The organism is Streptomyces misionensis, from assembly GCF_007896895.1.
Classification (GTDB): Bacteria; Actinomycetota; Actinomycetes; order Streptomycetales; family Streptomycetaceae; genus Streptomyces; species Streptomyces misionensis_A.
This window is the reverse complement of the sequence record NZ_VOGW01000170.1, coordinates 75,716-92,794: the sequence shown is the minus strand read 5'-3', so window position 1 is coordinate 92,794 and position 17,079 is coordinate 75,716. Positions and strand designations below refer to the sequence as shown.

Sequence of the window (17,079 nt, the reverse complement as noted above, 5' to 3'; positions counted from 1 at the left end):
CGTACTCAAGGACCTCTGATGACCACAAGCACCACCGCACCCGAGGCCGAACTCGACCTCGTCGTGGCCCACCGCACCGACGAGGCCGACGGTGTGGTCTCCCTCGACCTGCACCGGGCCGACCACGCCCCGTTGCCCGCCTGGACGCCCGGCGCGCACATCGACCTGGTGCTCGCCCCGGATCTCGTACGGCAGTACTCGCTGTGCTCCTCGCCGGACGACGCCCACGTATGGCGCGTCGCCGTCCTGCGGGAGGACGACGGGCGCGGCGGATCCCTCCAGGTGCACGACAAGCTGGCCGAGGGGGACCCGGTCCGGGTGCGCGGCCCGCGCAACCACTTCCCCCTGGAGCGCGCCGAGCGGTACCTCTTCATCGCCGGCGGCATCGGCATCACCCCCATCATCCCGATGCTGGAGCAGGCAGAACGGCATGGATCCGCATGGGAGTTGGTGTACGGAGGGCGGACACTTCCGTCGATGGCCTTCCGCGGCGCACTCGTCACGCGGTACGGGGAGCGAGTGCGGGTCCGACCCGAGGACGCGTACGGGCTCCTCGACCTCGACGCGCTCCTGGGGACGCCGCGGCCCGGCACACTCGTCTACTGCTGCGGCCCGGAACCACTCCTCAAGGCCGTCGAGGAGCGGTGCGCCGGCTGGCCGCCCGGCACCCTCCACGTCGAGCGGTTCGCGCCGAAGGAGCTTCAGGCGCCGGTACGGGACGGGGCGTTCGACGTCGAGCTGGCGCAGACCGGCATCACGGTGACGGTCCCGCCGGACAAGTCCGTGCTGCAGGCGGTCGAGGAGGCCGGGGTGCAGGTCCTCTTCTCCTGCCAGGAGGGGACGTGCGGCACCTGCGAGACGGCCGTGCTGGAGGGCACGGTCGACCACCGCGACTCCCTCCTCACCCCCGCCGAACAGGAGGCGCACGACACCATGATGATCTGCGTCTCCCGGGCGGCGTGCCCGAGGCTCGTCCTGGATCTTTGACGCCCGGTGTCGCATGGGGCTCGTCCCGGAGCTTCGACGATCGCGCGACGGACCGGTGCGACGGCCGGGGCATGCTGTCAGGACGGCCCGCACAGAAGGTGTCGCGTGGCGCCCCACCGCCGACGTAGCCCGGGCACTCCGGTCACGGGCAGCCGCTCCCCACCCGACCCCTGAGGAGGCTGAGAGAAGGGCGGGAGCCTGCTTGCGAGGGCCCGAGACGCCCACCCGTGCCTCGGGGGACTGCCACGCTCCTGGCCGCCGGGGCATTCCGTTCATGCCGGACCGCTCGCCATTCGAACCAGCATCCCGTCGCTTCGAATACTTGCCAGAGCATTGACGGCCGTCCGCGATGTGCCTAGCTTCTCGGTGACGTGCCCGAGCCCGCTGCGGAGCGGCGAGCACCCGGACAAGGAGGTCCGCATGCAGCGCCGAGCCCCGACCGAGAACTGTTCGGTGACGGCCAGGGCTCTGCAGGTGCTGGAAGCCTTCACTCCGGACCGGTCCGTCCTGCGGCTCGCCGAGATCTCCCGCCACACCGGCCTACCGCTCACCACCACCCACCGGCTGGTGAAGGAACTGGTCGGCTGGGGCGCGCTCGAACGCGAGCCGGACGGCGGCTATCGCATAGGGCTGCGGCTGTGGGAGATCGCCTCCCTCGCCCCGCGCGGCCTCGGCCTGCGCGAGGCCGCCCTGCCCTACCTCTCGGACCTCGGGCACATCACCCGCGAGAACGTGCAGCTCGCCGTTCGCGAGGACCTGTCCGTCGTCTACGTGGAGCGCCTCGCCGGCCGTGACGCGGTCCGAGTCCTCACCCGCGTCGGTGGGCGGTTCGACCTCGCGCCCACCGGCGTCGGCCTCGTCCTCCTCGCCCATGCACCCCGGGAGGTCCAGGAACAGGTGCTCTCTCGGCCGTTCGTCCGGCACACGGAGAAGACCCTGTGCACCCCGGACGAGGTCCGCCGCGCCCTCGCCGAAGTGCGCCGCACCGGGGTCGCCGTCAGCGACCGGCAGGTGACGATGGACGCCGTGTCGGTCGCCGCCCCCGTGTACGATCCGGACCACGCCGTCGTCGCGGCCGTATCGGTCGTCGCCCACGCCGACACCGTGAACCCGCACGCCCTCGCCCCGCTGGTGCAGGTCGCGGCGCGCGGGATCTCACGGTCCCTCGGGGCACGGCTCAGGTCCTCGGTCGCGTGACGGACGGACACGGACCAGGCGGCAGGGCGGATACGGCCGGATCGCCTCACGGGCACGGCGGGGCGTCGCGAGGGATACCGCGGCTCACCTTACCGGCACGGTGGGGCGGCCTGGCGGATATGTCCGAGTCGCCTCACCGGCGTACTCCGACGGCCGATGGGCCCCGACAGCAGCGGACCGGCTGACTTTTCAAGTTCGCCTCGGAGGAAGGACGAATCCTGCTGCGGGTTGACGAGTCCTGCTGACGTGCCAGGCCCAATACCGGTACCTTGGGCCATCTTCGGGCTTCGGGCCCGCCCGGGCGGGCCCGAGGACTCGCTGCGAGCCCGCATCGTGCGGGTAGTGGGCGAGGAAACCCCCGCGCTGGGTTTCGCACGCGGTGTCTGGATGGAGGGGCTGGTCGACACCGATGTGCCACGTGAGGTGGCGGACCACGTCGTGGCCGTTCTCTCCGAGGCACTGGCCAACACCACCCGCCACGCCCAAGCCGACCGGGCTCAGGTCGTCCTGACGGCCGGCGGCCACGAGGTGACCTTGACCGTCACGGACAACGGAGTGGGTATTCCGTCCGGCGGCCGCCGTAGCGGACTGCGCAACATGGCCGAACGCGCGGAACCGTTGGGCGGCCACCTCGACGTGTCCAGGCCCGACGGCGGCGGTGCCACACTGCGGTGGCGGGTGCCTCTCCCCGTCACATAGGCGGCGGACGCCGCGCGAGTGCGATCCGGGCCGGGGGAGGCAGCTCAGGGCACCGACGTGTTGGGTCAAGAGCCCTCGGCTGCTCACCTTCCTGGGCGGCGTGGGAAGTCACCGGCAGCAAGTTTCTCGTGGAGAGCGAGCACGCCCGCGTCCTCGTAGACCGGCGGCAACCTGCCCGTCGTCGTCTTCTCCCATGGCATGAGCCTGACCCTGGACGACTACGTATTGTTGGTCGGCCACTGGGCCGCCCGCGGGTTCGTGGTCGTCCAGCCCACCCATCTCGACTCCCTCGGCCTCGCCCCCGGAGGACCCGCGCGCCCCGCTCATCTGGCGCATCCGCACCGCCGACATCACTGCCGCCCTCGACCAGCTCGACACGATCGTCCGCCGATGCCCGCCCCGCCCCGGCGCGAGCAGGCCGGCGACGCTGCAGCCGCCGCCCGGGTCAGAGTGGTCGTGCGGCCGACGTACTGAAGACGGTCTTCGGCGTCTTACCTGCCGAGCAACACGGTCCGCGGAGAGCTCAGGGTGCCGGTGACCGCGCCGACGATCGCCTCGCTCGTCTCACGGACCGCAGCTTGCCGGGGGCAAGGCCCGACCGGAGCTTCATCGTTGTGCGCCTCACTGCGTCCATGGCAGATACCTCAGGTGATCAGGCCGGCGCTGGTCAGCCAGATGTGTTCGCACGTCGCCGACGCTTCCTGGAGCTTCTCGCGGGATTCCTGTGAGGCGTGGTAGAAGGTCCGCTCGATCATCCAGCACAGGGCGCGTGCCATCGCCGGGGCCTGGTCCGGTGCGGTGCCGGCCTGGATGCCGGCGCGTTCCAGGACGGCGGTGATGGCCGCGATGAACAGGTCGGCCGTGTGGTTCCACAGCTCGCCGATCTCCGGCACGGTCAACGACAGGTCGATCGCCGTGCGCATGACCAGGCCGTGCTCGTTCCACAGCTCGACCGTGCGCTGCATGGCCGCCGCGATGGCCCGGCGCGGCTCGTCGGCCTCCGCGGTGGCCTTCGACCGCTCCCACAGGTGCTCGACGGTCCGGGCCACGAGTGCCGTGACCACTTCTTGCTTGGAACCGTAGTAGAAGTACAGCGCGCCGCGGGTGATGCCGGCGCCCTGGGCGATGTCGCCGACGGTCATGGCGTCGTAGCCCTTGTGCGCCAGCAGGGCCTCGCAGGTGTCGAGGATGGCCCGTTCCCGGACGTCGCCCTTGCGTTCGGCGGCGCGACGGCTCCGCGTGGGGTGGTGGCCGGGCATCAGAGCTGCGCGCCCTCGGCGAAGTCGGTCGTACGGGAGAGCGCCTCCCACGCCCGGATGTCCTCGTCCACGGCCGCGCGGGCGGCGGTGACCAGCCGCAGCGCGTCCGAGCCCAGGACGAGGTGGGTCGGCGGCTGCTCGACCGACGTGATGTGCACGAGGGCCTCCCCGGCCTTGGCCGGATTACCCAGCTGGTTGCCGCTGGCCTTCTGCCGCGCTTCGCGGATGGGGGTGAACAACTCGTCGTAGTCGTCGACGGTCCGCGCGGCGCGTGTCATGGACCGTCCGGCCCAGTCGGTGCGGAAGGAGCCGGGCTCGATCGCCGTCACATGGATGCCGAACTGCGCGACTTCCTTGCCCAGCGCCTCGAGGATGCCCTCCAGGGCGAACTTGCTGCCGCAGTAGGCGGACATGCCGGGCACGGCCATGAGCCCGCCCATGGAGGTGACGGCCATCAGGTGTCCGCGGCGACGTCGGCGCATGTGGGGCAGCGCCGCCTGCAGCGTGGCCACCGCCCCGAACACGTTGACCTCGAACTGCCGCCGCACCTCGGCCAGCGGGGTTTCCTCGAAGGTTCCCTCCAGGCCGTAGCCGGCGTTGGCGACGACGACATCCAAAGGGCCGACGTTCCGCTCCACCTCCGCGACCACACCGAAGACGGCGTCATCGTCCGTCACGTCCAGCAGGCGGCCGTGAGCGTTACCGGGCTCGAGTTCTTCGAAGGCCCGCAGGTTCTCCTCGGAGCGGACGGTGCCGACGACGGTGTGACCTGCGGCCAGGGCGGCCTCGGCGAAGGCACGTCCGAGGCCCGTACTGACGCCGGTGATGAGCCAGTTCTGCTTGTGCACTGTTCCTCCAGGGAAGTCTTGCGAGGAGCCGGACCGCTCCCTCCGGCAAGAAGTCTACACAGTGTCGAGTTTTATCATCGCTGTGTCGATTAAGGCGAGGCTCTCAGGATGGGGCGAGTCCCCAAGGTCAACCACGTGCCGCGCACCGCCCGGATCGGCTCCGTCAAGGTCAGCACTCGGGCTGTCAACCGGCTTTGGCGACGGATAGGGGCCGATCATCCGCACGGGAGGTGACGCGAAGTGGCTCTTTGGAGTGACGAAGACCTGTGTGCGAGGCCGTAGTGTCGGACGGATGAGAGTGAGGGACGGCAGGTGGCCCGGGTGGGGCGCCGATGCCGGGCTGGTCGTACTGACGTTTGTGCCGGCGCTGCTGTCGCAGCCGTACGTGGACACCTCCGGGCCGGCCTGGGTATCGCTCATGGTGTACGAGGCGGTGGGCGTGGTGGTTGTGCTGCTGCGGCGGCGGTTGCCGGCCACCGCCTTCGTCGTGGGTTTCGGGGCTCTTCTGGCGGCGCTGGTGGGAAGTGCGGGCGAGGGGGCCAAGCTGTCACCCCTGGTCTTCCTGCCGCCGGCGGTGCTGCTCTACAACCTGGGCCATCACGGCGTGAGCTGGCGGCGGACCGTGTCGGCGGTCCTCGGCGTCGCCGTGCTGGGCGTGGCCGGTCTGTGGCTGAACCGGATGACGACCGACTCCGGCGACTTCCAGGGCGGCCTGGACGTCTTCGCCGCGCTGGCCCCGATGCCGCTGGCCTGGGTGATGGGTTTCGCCGCGCGCACCCGGCAGGAACTGCTGGCCGCGGCCGAGCGGCGGGCGGCCGACGCGCGCCGGGCACAGGCCCTGGAGGCGGCACAGGCCACGCAACGCGAGCGGACGAGGATTGCGGGTGAGATGCACGACGTGGTCGCGCACTCGCTGACCCTGCTCGTCGTGCATGCGGAGACGCTGCGGGCCCGGGGCGGCGAGCTGCCTGACTGGGCCCGTGCCCAGGTCGACGGCCTTGCGGCGGCGGGGCGGCAGAGCAGCGGCGAGTTGCGTGACTTGCTGCGGATGCTGCGCGACCCCGCGGACGCCGTCCCGCTCCAGCCCGTGCCGGACCTCGGTGAGCTGGACGCGTTGCTGGACAGCCACCGTGCCGCGGGCGGAACGGTCCGGCTGACGATGGACATCGCGCCGCAGTCCGTGCCGGGGCCGGTCCAGCTGGCGGTATACCGCGTCGTGCAGGAGGCACTGGTCAACGCCCGCCGGCACGCGCCCGGAGCGCCCGTCCAGGTGACCGTCCGCGGCAAAGACGGCGGAGAGCTGCGATGTGAGATCGTGAACGGCCGCGGCGTGCGGCAGGCCGCGGCCGGCGCGGGCATCGGGCTCGGCCTGGTCAGCATGGAGGAGCGGGTGGGCGCGCTGGACGGCGAACTCACCGCGGGCCCCACCGGTGACGGTGGCTTCCGTGTTGCGGCGACGATGCCGTGGGAGCGTGCGGATGCCTGAGCAGATCAGCGTGCTCGTCGTGGACGACGAGCCGGTCATCCGCACCGGACTGAGCGTGATCCTGGACAGCCAGTCGGACATCACCGTGGCGGGCACCGCGAACGACGGTGAGGAAGCCGTCGAGGTGTGTGCGCGGCTGCGGCCGGATGTGCTGGTGATGGATATCCGGATGCCGCGCCGCGACGGCCTGTGGGCGCTGGGCGAGCTGGGCCGCCGGGGCCTGCTCGGGCCGGGGCGCAGCCGGGCGCTCATGCTGACCACGTTCGACCTGGACGCCTACGTCGATGATGCGCTGATGGCCGGGGCCTCCGGCTTCCTGCTGAAGAACAGTTCGTACGAAGAGCTGGCTGCGGCCGTGCGTGCCGCGGCGGCCGGGCACAGCGCGCTGAGCCCCGCGGTGACCCAGCGGATCATCCAGGGCCATCTCAGCGGCCGGCGCCGGCCCAGCGACCATGACCTGGCTCGGCTGAGGGACCTCACCCAGCGGGAGGTCGACGTGCTGCGTCTGATCCGGGACGGGCTGAGCAACGCCGAGATCGCCGACCTGCTCGTGGTGAGCCTGCACACGGTCAAGACGCACGTCAGCCGCGTGCTCATGAAAACCGGCTGCCAGAGCCGGGCACAGGCGGCGGTGCTGGCCAGGAACACCCTGTCCTGACCCGCCCAAGCTCGGAGCGCTGTCCGGCGGGGCGCCGTGCCCCGCGGGGTCACTCCTTGGAGTGACCTCGCGCCGGTGGGAAGCCCGCCATCGAGCGATGTACCAGCGGCGCGCCACTGACTGAATGGACGGTGTGCGCGGGACCCGCCGAACGGCCGCTCATCAGGCGATCGTCCGGTCCTCGACGCACGCAGCACATCGTCACGCGCCGAAGGGAACTGCCATGTCCGCACCCACACTGTCCCGCCGCCACCGAATCCGCCGCGGAGCGCTGGCCATCGCCTTGACGACTTGCCTGGGCGCGGCGCTCGCGAACTGCTCGGACGAGGCCGAACGGGCGGCCGGACAAAGCGCGTCGAGCCCGGCGGCCGACGCGCGGCTGGCCCGCCTCGCGCAGCAGGCGGCAGACACCGGCTCCCTGGGCGTCATCGTCCGGGTCGACTCCGGCGACGGGAAGCCCGTCGAGATCGCCAAGCAAGCCGCCTGGACCAAGGACGACCACCGCCTCGCCGCCGGCGACCGGTTCCGAGTCGGGTCCAACACCAAGACGCTCACCGCGACACTCGTCCTGCAGCAGGTCGCCCAGCAGAAGATCAGCCTCGACGACACGGTCGAGAAGTGGTTGCCCGGCCTGGTCAAGGGCGGTGAGCACATCAGCGTACGGATGCTGCTCAACCACACCAGCGGCCTGGGAGACTTCCTGCTGACGCCCCAGTTCCTGCCCTCGCTCACCGGTCAGGAGCGGCGCACGTGGAACCCGGAGGAACTTCTCGCCACCACTCCCGAGCAGAACCCGTCGACCGAGCCGGGCGAGAAATACTCTTACAGCAACGCCAACTACGAGGCTCTCGGGCTGATCTTGGAGAAGGCCACCGGAAGCAGCCTGGCAGAGCTGATCGAGCAGAAGATCACCAAGCCGCTCGGCATGAAGGACTCGTTCCTGGCCACGGACGCGGCCTGGCCCGCCGGGAAACGCCACGCGACCGGCTACGAGCCGGACGCCAAGCGACTGAAGGCCCTCCTTTCCGGGACCGTGGACCTGCCCGAGGGCGTCGGATTCGCCGGCCCCGAACGCCCCGGGAACAACATCGACACCGCCGCCATCGACCCGAGCTGGTCGTGGGCGGCAGGCGGTATGGTCTCCACCGCGCAGGACTGGCAGCGCTTCCTCACCGCGCTCATGTCCGGCCGGTTGCTGCCCGAGGCCCAGATGAAGCAGATGCGCACCACCGTGGACGCCCCCGAGGAAGGCGGAGCTTACGGTCTGGGCCTGATGAAGATGGACACGCCCTGCGGCACGGTCTGGGGTCACACCGGCGGCCTGCCCGGCTACTCCAGTGAGATCTACACCGACGCCACCGGCACCCGTAGCGTCGCGGTCTTCACCATCACGAACTTCGGCATCAAGGAAAAGAAGGCCGCCACCGCGAACAAGGCCCTCGTGGACGCTGCTACCTGCCAAATGCTCGGCAAGCCCCAGCCCTCGGACAGCCCGACGGGTTGACGGTCGCGGACATGAGCCGCCTGCGCCTTTGCCGACCGCCTCGCTGCCAACCTGTACATGACGGCTGCCTTCACGCACGTTCTGCACGAGAGGCCGGACGACCCGCATGCCGCGCCGCTTCCTGAGGCATCGGCGCCAAAGACCGGCACGGGCGGAACCGCGGGTTCGTTCACATCGAGCGAATCTTGGTGGAAGAAGCCCCCAAGGACTCTGAGCCGGACGCCCTCACTCGGCGGCCACCGTCGCCTGCCACGCGCCCGGGCGCATGCCTGTCGCCTTGCGGAAGAACACCGAGAAGCTGGACGCGTCGGGGAAACCGAGTACGTCGGCGCAGCGGGCGGCGGTGAGGCGGTCGTGTGCGAGGAGCCGTTTGGCCTCCAGGACGATCCGTTCGACGATGTACGCCTTCGCGGTACGGCCGGTGGCCTGCTGCACCGCTCGTGAGAGGGTGCGGGGCGCGTATCCCAGCGCACGGGCGTAGAAGCCGGCGTCGTGGTGCTGCCGGAAGTGCGCTTCGACGCTGGAGCGGAACAACCGGAACACATGAGGGGTGAGCCGCGCTTCGGCATGCGGCGGGTGCAGCCGGGTGATGAGCGCGGAGAGCAGGATTCCGGGCAGCTCTGTCCGGGAGCCACTGGATGGGGCGGATGCTTCGAGGAGGATATGGCTGCGCCCCGTGTCGACGAAGGGCCAGTCGGCATCGGGGATGCTCCAGTGCGCGGCCGGGTCAGATGAGGCAGCCAGTTCTCGGCTGGCGTGAGTGACCGGCGCGGTCGGCACGAACAGCACGAGGTGCCCTGCCACGTCGGCGATGTCATCCCACCGGTGCACCGCGCCGGGCGGTATCCACACCGCGGACCGCCCCCAGCTTCTGCTCACCGTTGGGCAGGGGTTGTCGAATACCTTCTTCCCGGCCGGGGTCAGCCCGTGGCCGTGGTGTGCGCTCTTGCCGACGTCCAGGCCGAGGAAGAGCCCCACGCCGCTGGTGTCGCCATCGTGCCCCCACTTGCTCGACCTGTGCTGACCTGGGTGTCGGGGCCGTACTCGCGCATCCACGTTATGCAGACCTGCCGCCCGTGAGCGACCGGGCATTGCGCCCGGTCAGGCGGCGGTCGGACCTCTCAACAGCGTCTTTGACGGCACCCCTCGGGCCCGGTGACACCACCCCCCGGGTCATCGACTTCGACAGGGGGCAACAGTCATGCCGGGCCCGGAGGCCGGCGGCCCTCTTGCAGGACCGCGAAGAAGATAACGGGGCTTCGCTTCGGGGCGGACGCGTGCGTCACGGGGCGGGATGCGTGGCGAGAATGCCGTTGAGGAGCATGTCCACGCTCCAGCGCCGGCGCTCGATGGGGGTGCCGGACAGGAGGTTGCCGCTCTGGGCGTGGACGTGCGGGAAGCGGGCGGGCGGGGCGTCGGTGAGCGTGCGGCGCAGTTGGGCCCATTCCGCGTCGGCGGCCGCGTCCTCGCGGCGTACGGAGTGTTCGGCGGCGGAGGCGGTGGCGCTCTGCAGCAGGATGTCGACGCCCCAGGCGGCCTGAAGGTCGGGGACGCCGCCTTCGGCGAGCAGGGCGAGGAGGGTATCGAGCAGCGTGAGGTAGTTGTCGCCGTTGGGGCGTGCGGTGAGCGCGGCCATTGCGAGGGCGGGATGGGAGAAGAGCACCTGCTCGTAGCTGGCGAGGACCGCGTCCAGCCTGGTGCGCCAGTTGCCCTCGTCCGAGTGGGCGGCCGTCAGGTCGACGTGGCCCAAGAGGCGTTCCAGGATCGCCGCGTGGAGCTCGGCAGTGTTGGCGACGTAGACGTACAGCGAGGCCGGCCCGGTGTCCAGGGCCTGTGCCAGGCGGCGCATGGTGACGCGCTGCAGGCCCTCCTGCTCCATGATCGACACGGCGGTGTCGATGATGCCCGTGAGGGTGAGGGCGGGCTTGGCGGGGCGCTCGCGGCGGTTGTGAGGGGTCGGCATGCTCCGACCCTACGTCCGAACGTGTTCGAAGCGAACGCGTCCGTTACTGCCTCGGGCTCCCGGGCGGCGGCGATGCCGGTCAGCACGACGTCCAGCGCCCACGAGACGCGCTGCGCCGGGGTGCGGGCGAACGGCTCCTTGTGCAGGCACTGGCGTGGCGGAAGCGCTTGTCGGCGCCGTCTTCATGGGCGTTTCGGGCGCGGTCGACGGGGTCGCGCTGGCTGCGCCGCCGGTCCAATTCGGCGGCGATAGAGGTGACGTGGAGCATCAGCGCGTCGTAGCCCCAGGCGGCGCGTAGGGGGGGGCAGGCCGGTGGCGGGCAGACAGCCCAGGCCCCCCTGTCGGTCAGGGCGATGGCGTTCTTGGCCATGGGGCAGCACGCCGGCCGCGAGCCGGGCGAGTCCGTCGTGGCGCAGCAGCACGTGCAGGTAGGAGGTGCAGATTGCCTCCAGCCGGGCGCGGGGATCGCCGTCGAGGCGGGGTGGAGGTCGACGTCGGCCAGCATCCGGTCCAGGACGAGAGCACGCCGTATCTGCAGGGTGCGCACGCAGGCATACAGGGACGCGGGCCCAGTCTGCAGCTCTTTGGCCAGGCGGCGCGGGGTGACCGCCTCCATGCCCTCGCGCTCCAGCAGTCCGAGCCCCGCCGCGGTGAACGCCTCCAGGCTCAGTGACGGCTTCGCCGCCCGCGTGCGCGCGCCGCTGCTTCTCCGTCATCCCGTCCTGGGTTCGTCCGTGTGCGCCGCACCGTGGCGCGCCCATCCACCGATGACCGAAATACATCGTTTGCCGACATTCGTCACGTAGGGCCGCCATGGCCTGGTGGAGTGAGGTGACCGGCGATCTGCCACGAACTTGTTCGTCACGAACACGTTCGCTACGGTGGGAGGGTCGTTCCGACAGACCCGTTACTGCCCTGAAAGGGGTGATTTGCCATGGCGTCCCCCTCCTCCGGGCTCGACCCCCAGGCCGCGACGACAGACGCCGTCGAAGTCCCCAAAAACGTCCGCTGGGTCCTGCTCGGCATCATGCTGGCCCTTCTGCTGTCCATGCTCGACGCGCTCATCGTCGGCACTGCCATGCCTTCCGTCGTCGGCGACCTCGGCGGGCTGAACCACATGTCGTGGGTGGTGACCGGCTACACCCTGGCCACCGCCTGCTCCACGCCGGTTTGGGGCAAGCTCGGTGACCTGTTCAACCGCAAGACCGTGTTTCTCGCCGCGATCGTGGTGTTCCTGATCACGTCGGTCCTGTGCGGCCTCACCCCGTCGATGACCTGGCTGATCGTCTTCCGTGTCATCCAGGGCCTGGGCGCAGGCGGCATGGGAGCGGGCGCGTTCGCCCTGATGGGGGCGCTGCTGCCGCCGCGGGAGCGGGGCCGCTACCAGGGCATGGTCGCCGCCGTCATGGCCATCGGCCAGCTCGGCGGCCCGCTGCTGGGCGGTTTCGTCACCAGTCACCTCGGCTGGCGCTGGGCCTTCTACATCAACGTGCCCATCGGCCTGATCTGCGTCGCCTGGTGCTGGATCACGCTGCGCGTCCCGGCCGCCAAGCGGCATGGCAAGGTCACCATGGACTGGTGCGGCATCACGTTCCTGACCGGCGCAATCTCCGCGGTCATCATGGCCGCGACCTGGGCGGGCAGCACCTACGCCTGGGGCTCGTGGCAGATCATCACCCTCGCCGTCCTCGCCGTCGCCCTGCTGACCGCATTCATCTCCACCGAGCGCCGCGTCGCCGAGCCGCTGATGCCGCCACGCATCTACAGCGGGCACCGCAACTTCCCGCTGGCCGCGGTCCTGCTCACCGTTACCGGTGTCGCCCTGTTCGGGTCCACCCTGTACCTGCCGCTGTACCAGCAGGTTGCGCAGGGCGCCTCGGCCTCCAACTCCGGCCTGCTCCTGCTGCCGATGATGATCGGCACGCTGATCACCTCGAACATCGCGGGCAAGGTCATGACCGCCACCGGCCGCTACAGGATCTTCCCGATCCTGGGATCCGTCTTCCTGGTCGCGGGGATGGGCCTGCTGTCCACCATGGGCGCCGACACCTCGCGCCTAGCGACCTCGGCCTACATGGCGATCGTGGGCGCGGGCACCGGATTCACGCTGCAGATGTCCAACACCATCGCCCAGAACGCCGTCGAGCTGCGTGACATCGGCTCCGCCTCAGCCGCCACCAACCTCTTCCGCAACCTCGGCGGCTCGCTCGGCATCGCCGTCTTCGCCTCCCTGTTCACCGGAGCCGTGGCCGGCGCCCCCCAGCAGCCCGGCGAGGGCAGCCCGTCCGGCGCCATCGAGCACCTGTCCGCCGCCGCCCGCCAGACATACATCAACGACGTCGCACACGCCACACACCTGATTTTCCTCACCGGCACGCTGATCGCACTCGCCGCCCTCGCGGCGTCGGTGCTCATCAACGAGGTCCCGTTGCGCGGCAAGCCCGGCAGCGCCCCCGCCAAGCCCGCGGAGCCGACCACCGCGGCCTCCTGACCACTGCCTCCCTCCCGACCCGAACCTCTTCACAAAAGGACACTTATGAGCTTCGTCATCACCGGCGCCCGCGTCTTCGACGGGCAGCAGGACCTCGGCGTCACCGACGTGGTGGTCAACGGCGCCACCATCGCCTCCGTCGGCGGCCCCGTCCCCGACGACGCGGCAGTAGTCGACGGCTCCGGCGCGACGCTGCTGCCCGGCCTCATCGACGCTCACGTACACACCAACAAGGACAGCCTCGCCCTCGCGCTGCGCTTCGGCGTCACCACCGAGCTGGAGATGCAGGGCTACTGGACACCCGAACAGCGCACCGAGGTCAACGAGGACGACACCATCGCCGACGTGCGCTCGGCCCTGATCGCTCTGATGGCCAAGGGCGGCCACCCCAGCGAGCTGATGGAAGGGCTCGGCGAGCACGACCCGACGGCCGGCGAGCACAAGGGCTGGGAGATGCCCTCGGTCGCCACCCCTGACCAGGCCCGCGCCCACGTCCAGGCATTCGCCCAGGCCGGAGCCGACTACATCAAGGTCATGATCGAAGACGGCGCCATCATGGGCCACCCCGGGCTGCCCATGATCGACCCCGCCACCATCAAAGCCGGCGTCGAGGAGGCACACGCGCTCGGCCTCAAGGTCATCGCCCACGCCATCACCCTGGACGCCACCCGCCAGGCCCTCGACGTCGGCGTCGACGGCCTCGCCCACCTCTTCATCGACCAGCGAGCCGACGAAGCCATCGTCCTCGCGCTCGCCGACGCCGACGTGTTCGTCGCCCCCTGCCTCGTCATCACCGCATCCCTGATGGGCCACAACGGCGCCCACCTCGCTGACGACCCCCGCGTCGCCCCCCGCCTCACTCACGAATGGGCCCAGACGCTCCGCGGCACGTTCAACACCTACCCGCAAGGCGACTTCCAGCACGTCCTCGACAGCGTCTCCGCCCTCCACCAGTCCAACGTCGACATCCTCGCCGGCACCGACTCCTCCGTCCCCGTTCCCACCCACGGAGGTGTCGCCCACGGCGTCAGCATCCACCACGAACTCGCCCTGCTCGTCCAGGCCGGGCTAACCCCCACCGCGGCACTCACCGCTGCCACCGCCATCCCCGCCCGCCGCTACAACCTCACCGACCGAGGCCGCATCGCCCCCGGACTGCGCGCCGACCTCCTCCTCGTCAACGGCGACCCCCAGAGCACCATCGACCACACCCTCGACATCAGGTCCATCTGGCGCCGCGGCACCCGTCAGAACTGAAGCGAGCGACGGCGGCGGCACCAGAATGGGTGCCGCCGCCGAGTGAGATCCCCCGACCCCTCAGCAGCCCGAGGGGCTGCAGCGAGTACCGGACAGGCTTCCTGCGGCGCCGGGCGTGCGCGTCGCAACGCCGGCCCCGCAGCCGACCAGCGAGGCGGTACCTCAGGAGCTGATGGCTCTGGTCCAGCACCACGTAGGGCACGTCAACCGCTACCTTGCCCGCGCCCAGCAGCAAGCCACCCTCGACAGCCAGTGCATGCGCGACGGCCGATGTCCCTGGCCAGCTCTCCTTTGGTCGCGAAGGTGCGCTCGTCGGGGATCTTCGCCTCCCGGCACCGCTCACGGTCCTTGGCCCAGGACTTGGGCAGGTAGAGCTCGCGGTCGACGAGGCCTCTGGCGTGGTCGGTGGACGCCGGCTCAGTGGCTGATGACGACCTTTCCGAAGCGCGGTCCCCGCTCGAAGTGGGCGAAGGCCTCCGATGCCTGGTTGAAGGGGAAGACGCGGTCGACGACGGGCCGGAGACGACTTCGGCCGAGGGCCTCGTTCATCTGCTCGAAGTCGCTGCGACTACCCACGCTGATCGACCTGAGGGTTGCGGCCCGGCGGAAGAAGTGAGTCACGTCCATGTCGTTACCTGACGCAAGGTTGCCGACAAGGGCGATCTGGCCGCCGTAGGCGACGGCCTCGATGGACTGTGGGAGGGTGCCGGCGCCGCCGATCTCCAGGACGCGACGGGCGCCGCCGTTGGTGAGCTCCCGCACCTGCGCACCCCATCGAGGTGTCTCCTTGTAGTTGACGATGTCGGCTGCGCCAAGGGCGCGGAGGCGTTCGGCCTTGTCGTCGTCGGACGTCGTGGCCACCACACGTGCGCCGGCCAGACGGGCGAACTGCAGCGCGAAGACCGACACGCCGCCCGAGCCCTGGACAAGCAGGGTGTCGCCCGGCCCGACCCCAGCCACCGCCGACCACGCAGTGAGTGCGGCGCACGGCAGTGTGGCTGCCTCCTCGAAGGACAGTTGGTCGGGGACGGGGACCAGGCTCTGCTGGTCGAGGACGACGTGATCGGTGAGCCACCCGTCGCGCTGTGTGCCACGCAGTTCTCCCCATCCGGGAAACGGGCCGTACAGCCAGCTGGGATGGAAGGTGCCCACGACACGATCACCGACCCGGAACCGCGAGACCCGTCCCCGACGGCTTCGACGACGCCCGCGCCGTCGGAGAGCGGGACGCGCCCCTGTACGTCGACGGAGTAGCTGCCGGAGACGATGAGTCGATCGCGGGCATTGAGGGAGGTGGCCCTGACCTTCACCAGCACTTCACCCGCCGACGGATCGGGTACCGGGCAGTCGGTGGTGAGCGCCAGACCACCACCCGCCCGCACCTTGAATGCGCGCATTCGCAGCCTCTCTTTCGTGAACTACCGCCACGGTAGGCTGACGGTCCTGGACGATTCGCATCTTTACGTCCGCTGTTTGGTGCAGAGAGTCCAGGAGGGTAAATGGATCCGGTCGACGACCTCCTCGCCACGATGAGGATCGAGGACGCGCGATATATCCGAGTGGAAGCACACGCGCCGTGGGGTATCTCGTTCCCTCCACGGCACCTGGCCCGGCTGATCCTCATCTCAGGGGGCTCGTGCCGGCTCGACTCGGACGTCCTGGCCCGTCCCCAGCGCCTGCAGTCGAACGACTCCTTCCTGGTTCGCGCGGGCGTGGGCTTCACCCTGCGAGACGCGGACGACAGTGAGATTCTCGACTGCGACGACCTGGCGGCTCAGGCATCCGGTCACCTGGTACGAGTCGGAGGCGACGGCGAGCCGACCCGGATACTCTCCACTCGTTTCACTTTCGACGCCGTCGCCGCCGAACCGCTCTTCGCGCTCCTGCCGCCGTTGTTCCGGTTGCCCCCGGACGACGCCTCCGGCGAGCTCCTGCGCGCCACGTTCGAGCTCATCGAACACGAGAGTTCGGCCAATCGACTCGGCGCCGGCTTCGTCATGGGCCGTTGGTCCGACGCGCTCTTCGTCCAGGCCCTGCGAACCTGCTGCGCGGACGTCGGGAGCGGCAGCGTCGGCTGGGTCGCCGCCCTCCGGGACCCCCGGCTGGCCCTCGCCATACAGGAGTTGCACGCAGACCTGAGCCGTTCGTGGACGGTCGGCGAACTCGCCCGAACGGCAGGGATGTCACGCTCGGCGTTCGCCATGCTGTTCAAGGAACGGACGGGAGACACCCCGCTGAGCTACCTCACCACATGGCGCATGTACCGGGCGAAAGTTCTGCTTCGAGAGACCCCACTAAGTGTTCAGGAGATCGCCGTCAGAGTTGGCTACGACACCGGGACCGCCCTGAGCCGGGCTTTCTCGAAGAGGGAAGGCGTCTCACCCGGAACCTGGAGGAAGACGGCCGGGGCGCCCGGGCAGCGAGTCGCGAGGAGTTGTCTTCACCAAAGGTCACGCCCACATCAGGAGTGATGCGAGGGCGACGGTTGCCTGATCGGACTCGGCGGTCTTGATGCCCATATCGATGTCAAGTCGCCAAGGCTTGCTCCTGGGGCATGGTGCGGGCTCGGATGGTGATCGTGCAGAGCTCTCGCGCGACGTAGCGTTTGAGGCAGCGGATGGCTTCGCGTCGGGTCTTGCCTTCGGCGATGCGTCGCTCGACGTAGCTGCGGCTGCGGGTCTCCCAGCGCAGACGGGCCAGTGAGCTAGTTCCGCTTTGACGAACACCAAC

The 17,079-nt window shown here is 70.0% G+C and carries 12 protein-coding genes and 5 pseudogenes; 9 read left to right on the top strand and 8 right to left on the bottom strand.

Going from position 1 to position 17,079, the window contains the following annotated elements; translation table 11 throughout:
- Window positions 1-18 precede the first annotated feature (18 nt).
- From FRZ03_RS28310 to FRZ03_RS28300, 3 genes and pseudogenes are all read left to right on the top strand, one after another.
- A complete protein-coding gene (locus tag FRZ03_RS28310; RefSeq protein WP_146467943.1) occupies window positions 19-987 on the top strand; it encodes a PDR/VanB family oxidoreductase in 969 nt (322 codons plus the stop codon).
- A 420-nt stretch (window positions 988-1,407) separates the two neighbouring features.
- Entirely contained in the window at window positions 1,408-2,184 is a 777-nt protein-coding gene (locus tag FRZ03_RS28305) for an IclR family transcriptional regulator (protein ID WP_146467942.1), read from the top strand.
- 276 nt (window positions 2,185-2,460) lie between these two features.
- Window positions 2,461-2,883: pseudogene (locus FRZ03_RS28300) on the top strand (sensor histidine kinase); the annotation flags it as partial.
- A gap of 644 nt (window positions 2,884-3,527) precedes the next feature.
- Here FRZ03_RS28300 and FRZ03_RS28290 read toward each other — a convergent pair.
- A complete protein-coding gene (locus FRZ03_RS28290; protein ID WP_146467940.1) occupies window positions 3,528-4,142 on the bottom strand; it encodes a TetR/AcrR family transcriptional regulator in 615 nt (204 codons plus the stop codon).
- Entirely contained in the window at window positions 4,142-4,990 is an 849-nt protein-coding gene (locus FRZ03_RS28285; RefSeq protein ID WP_146467939.1) for an oxidoreductase, read from the bottom strand. Before FRZ03_RS28285 ends, FRZ03_RS28290 begins: the two co-directional genes overlap by 1 nt.
- Window positions 4,991-5,282: 292 nt before the next feature.
- Between FRZ03_RS28285 and FRZ03_RS28280 the strand changes: the two genes are divergently transcribed.
- The 3 genes from FRZ03_RS28280 (at window position 5,283) to FRZ03_RS28270 (ending at window position 8,638) form a co-directional block, all read left to right on the top strand.
- On the top strand, window positions 5,283-6,476 hold the full coding sequence (locus tag FRZ03_RS28280) for a sensor histidine kinase (RefSeq protein WP_146467938.1): 1,194 nt from the start codon (window positions 5,283-5,285) through the stop codon (window positions 6,474-6,476).
- Window positions 6,469-7,134 carry a response regulator gene (locus tag FRZ03_RS28275; protein WP_186785655.1) on the top strand — a complete coding sequence of 222 codons (666 nt, stop codon included), beginning with the start codon at window positions 6,469-6,471 and terminating at the stop codon, window positions 7,132-7,134. The genes FRZ03_RS28280 and FRZ03_RS28275 overlap by 8 nt, the downstream gene beginning before the upstream one ends.
- A gap of 223 nt (window positions 7,135-7,357) precedes the next feature.
- Window positions 7,358-8,638, top strand: a complete 1,281-nt coding sequence (locus FRZ03_RS28270; protein WP_186785654.1) for a serine hydrolase domain-containing protein — start codon at window positions 7,358-7,360, stop codon at window positions 8,636-8,638.
- Between the two features lie 225 nt (window positions 8,639-8,863).
- Here the strand turns inward: FRZ03_RS28270 and FRZ03_RS28265 are convergent.
- From FRZ03_RS28265 to FRZ03_RS28255, 3 genes and pseudogenes are all read right to left on the bottom strand, one after another.
- Window positions 8,864-9,499, bottom strand: a pseudogene (locus FRZ03_RS28265) (AraC family transcriptional regulator); the annotation flags it as partial.
- Window positions 9,495-9,616, bottom strand: a pseudogene (locus FRZ03_RS41305) (IS110 family transposase); the annotation flags it as partial. The pseudogenes FRZ03_RS41305 and FRZ03_RS28265, both read right to left, overlap by 5 nt.
- Window positions 9,617-9,920: 304 nt before the next feature.
- Window positions 9,921-10,601, bottom strand: a complete 681-nt coding sequence (locus FRZ03_RS28255) for a TetR/AcrR family transcriptional regulator (protein ID WP_146467936.1) — start codon at window positions 10,599-10,601, stop codon at window positions 9,921-9,923.
- Between the two features lie 934 nt (window positions 10,602-11,535).
- On the opposite strand from FRZ03_RS28255, the gene FRZ03_RS28250 reads away from it, so the two are divergent.
- Entirely contained in the window at window positions 11,536-13,092 is a 1,557-nt protein-coding gene (locus FRZ03_RS28250; RefSeq protein WP_146467935.1) for an MDR family MFS transporter, read from the top strand.
- 45 nt (window positions 13,093-13,137) lie between these two features.
- Window positions 13,138-14,349 carry an amidohydrolase family protein gene (locus FRZ03_RS28245; protein ID WP_146467934.1) on the top strand — a complete coding sequence of 404 codons (1,212 nt, stop codon included), beginning with the start codon at window positions 13,138-13,140 and terminating at the stop codon, window positions 14,347-14,349.
- A 257-nt stretch (window positions 14,350-14,606) separates the two neighbouring features.
- Here FRZ03_RS28245 and FRZ03_RS28240 read toward each other — a convergent pair.
- The 3 genes and pseudogenes from FRZ03_RS28240 to FRZ03_RS41300 form a co-directional block, all read right to left on the bottom strand.
- Window positions 14,607-14,747 (bottom strand): annotated as a pseudogene (locus tag FRZ03_RS28240) (transposase); the annotation flags it as partial.
- Between the two features lie 19 nt (window positions 14,748-14,766).
- Window positions 14,767-15,501 (bottom strand): zinc-dependent alcohol dehydrogenase family protein, encoded by a 735-nt coding sequence (locus FRZ03_RS28235; RefSeq protein WP_261399377.1) that lies wholly within the window; start codon window positions 15,499-15,501, stop codon window positions 14,767-14,769.
- A gap of 29 nt (window positions 15,502-15,530) precedes the next feature.
- Window positions 15,531-15,746 (bottom strand): annotated as a pseudogene (locus FRZ03_RS41300) (alcohol dehydrogenase catalytic domain-containing protein); the annotation flags it as partial.
- A gap of 102 nt (window positions 15,747-15,848) precedes the next feature.
- Between FRZ03_RS41300 and FRZ03_RS28230 the strand changes: the two are divergent.
- Window positions 15,849-16,820 (top strand): AraC family transcriptional regulator, encoded by a 972-nt coding sequence (locus tag FRZ03_RS28230; RefSeq protein ID WP_146467933.1) that lies wholly within the window; start codon window positions 15,849-15,851, stop codon window positions 16,818-16,820.
- Window positions 16,821-17,079: the final 259 nt, after the last annotated feature.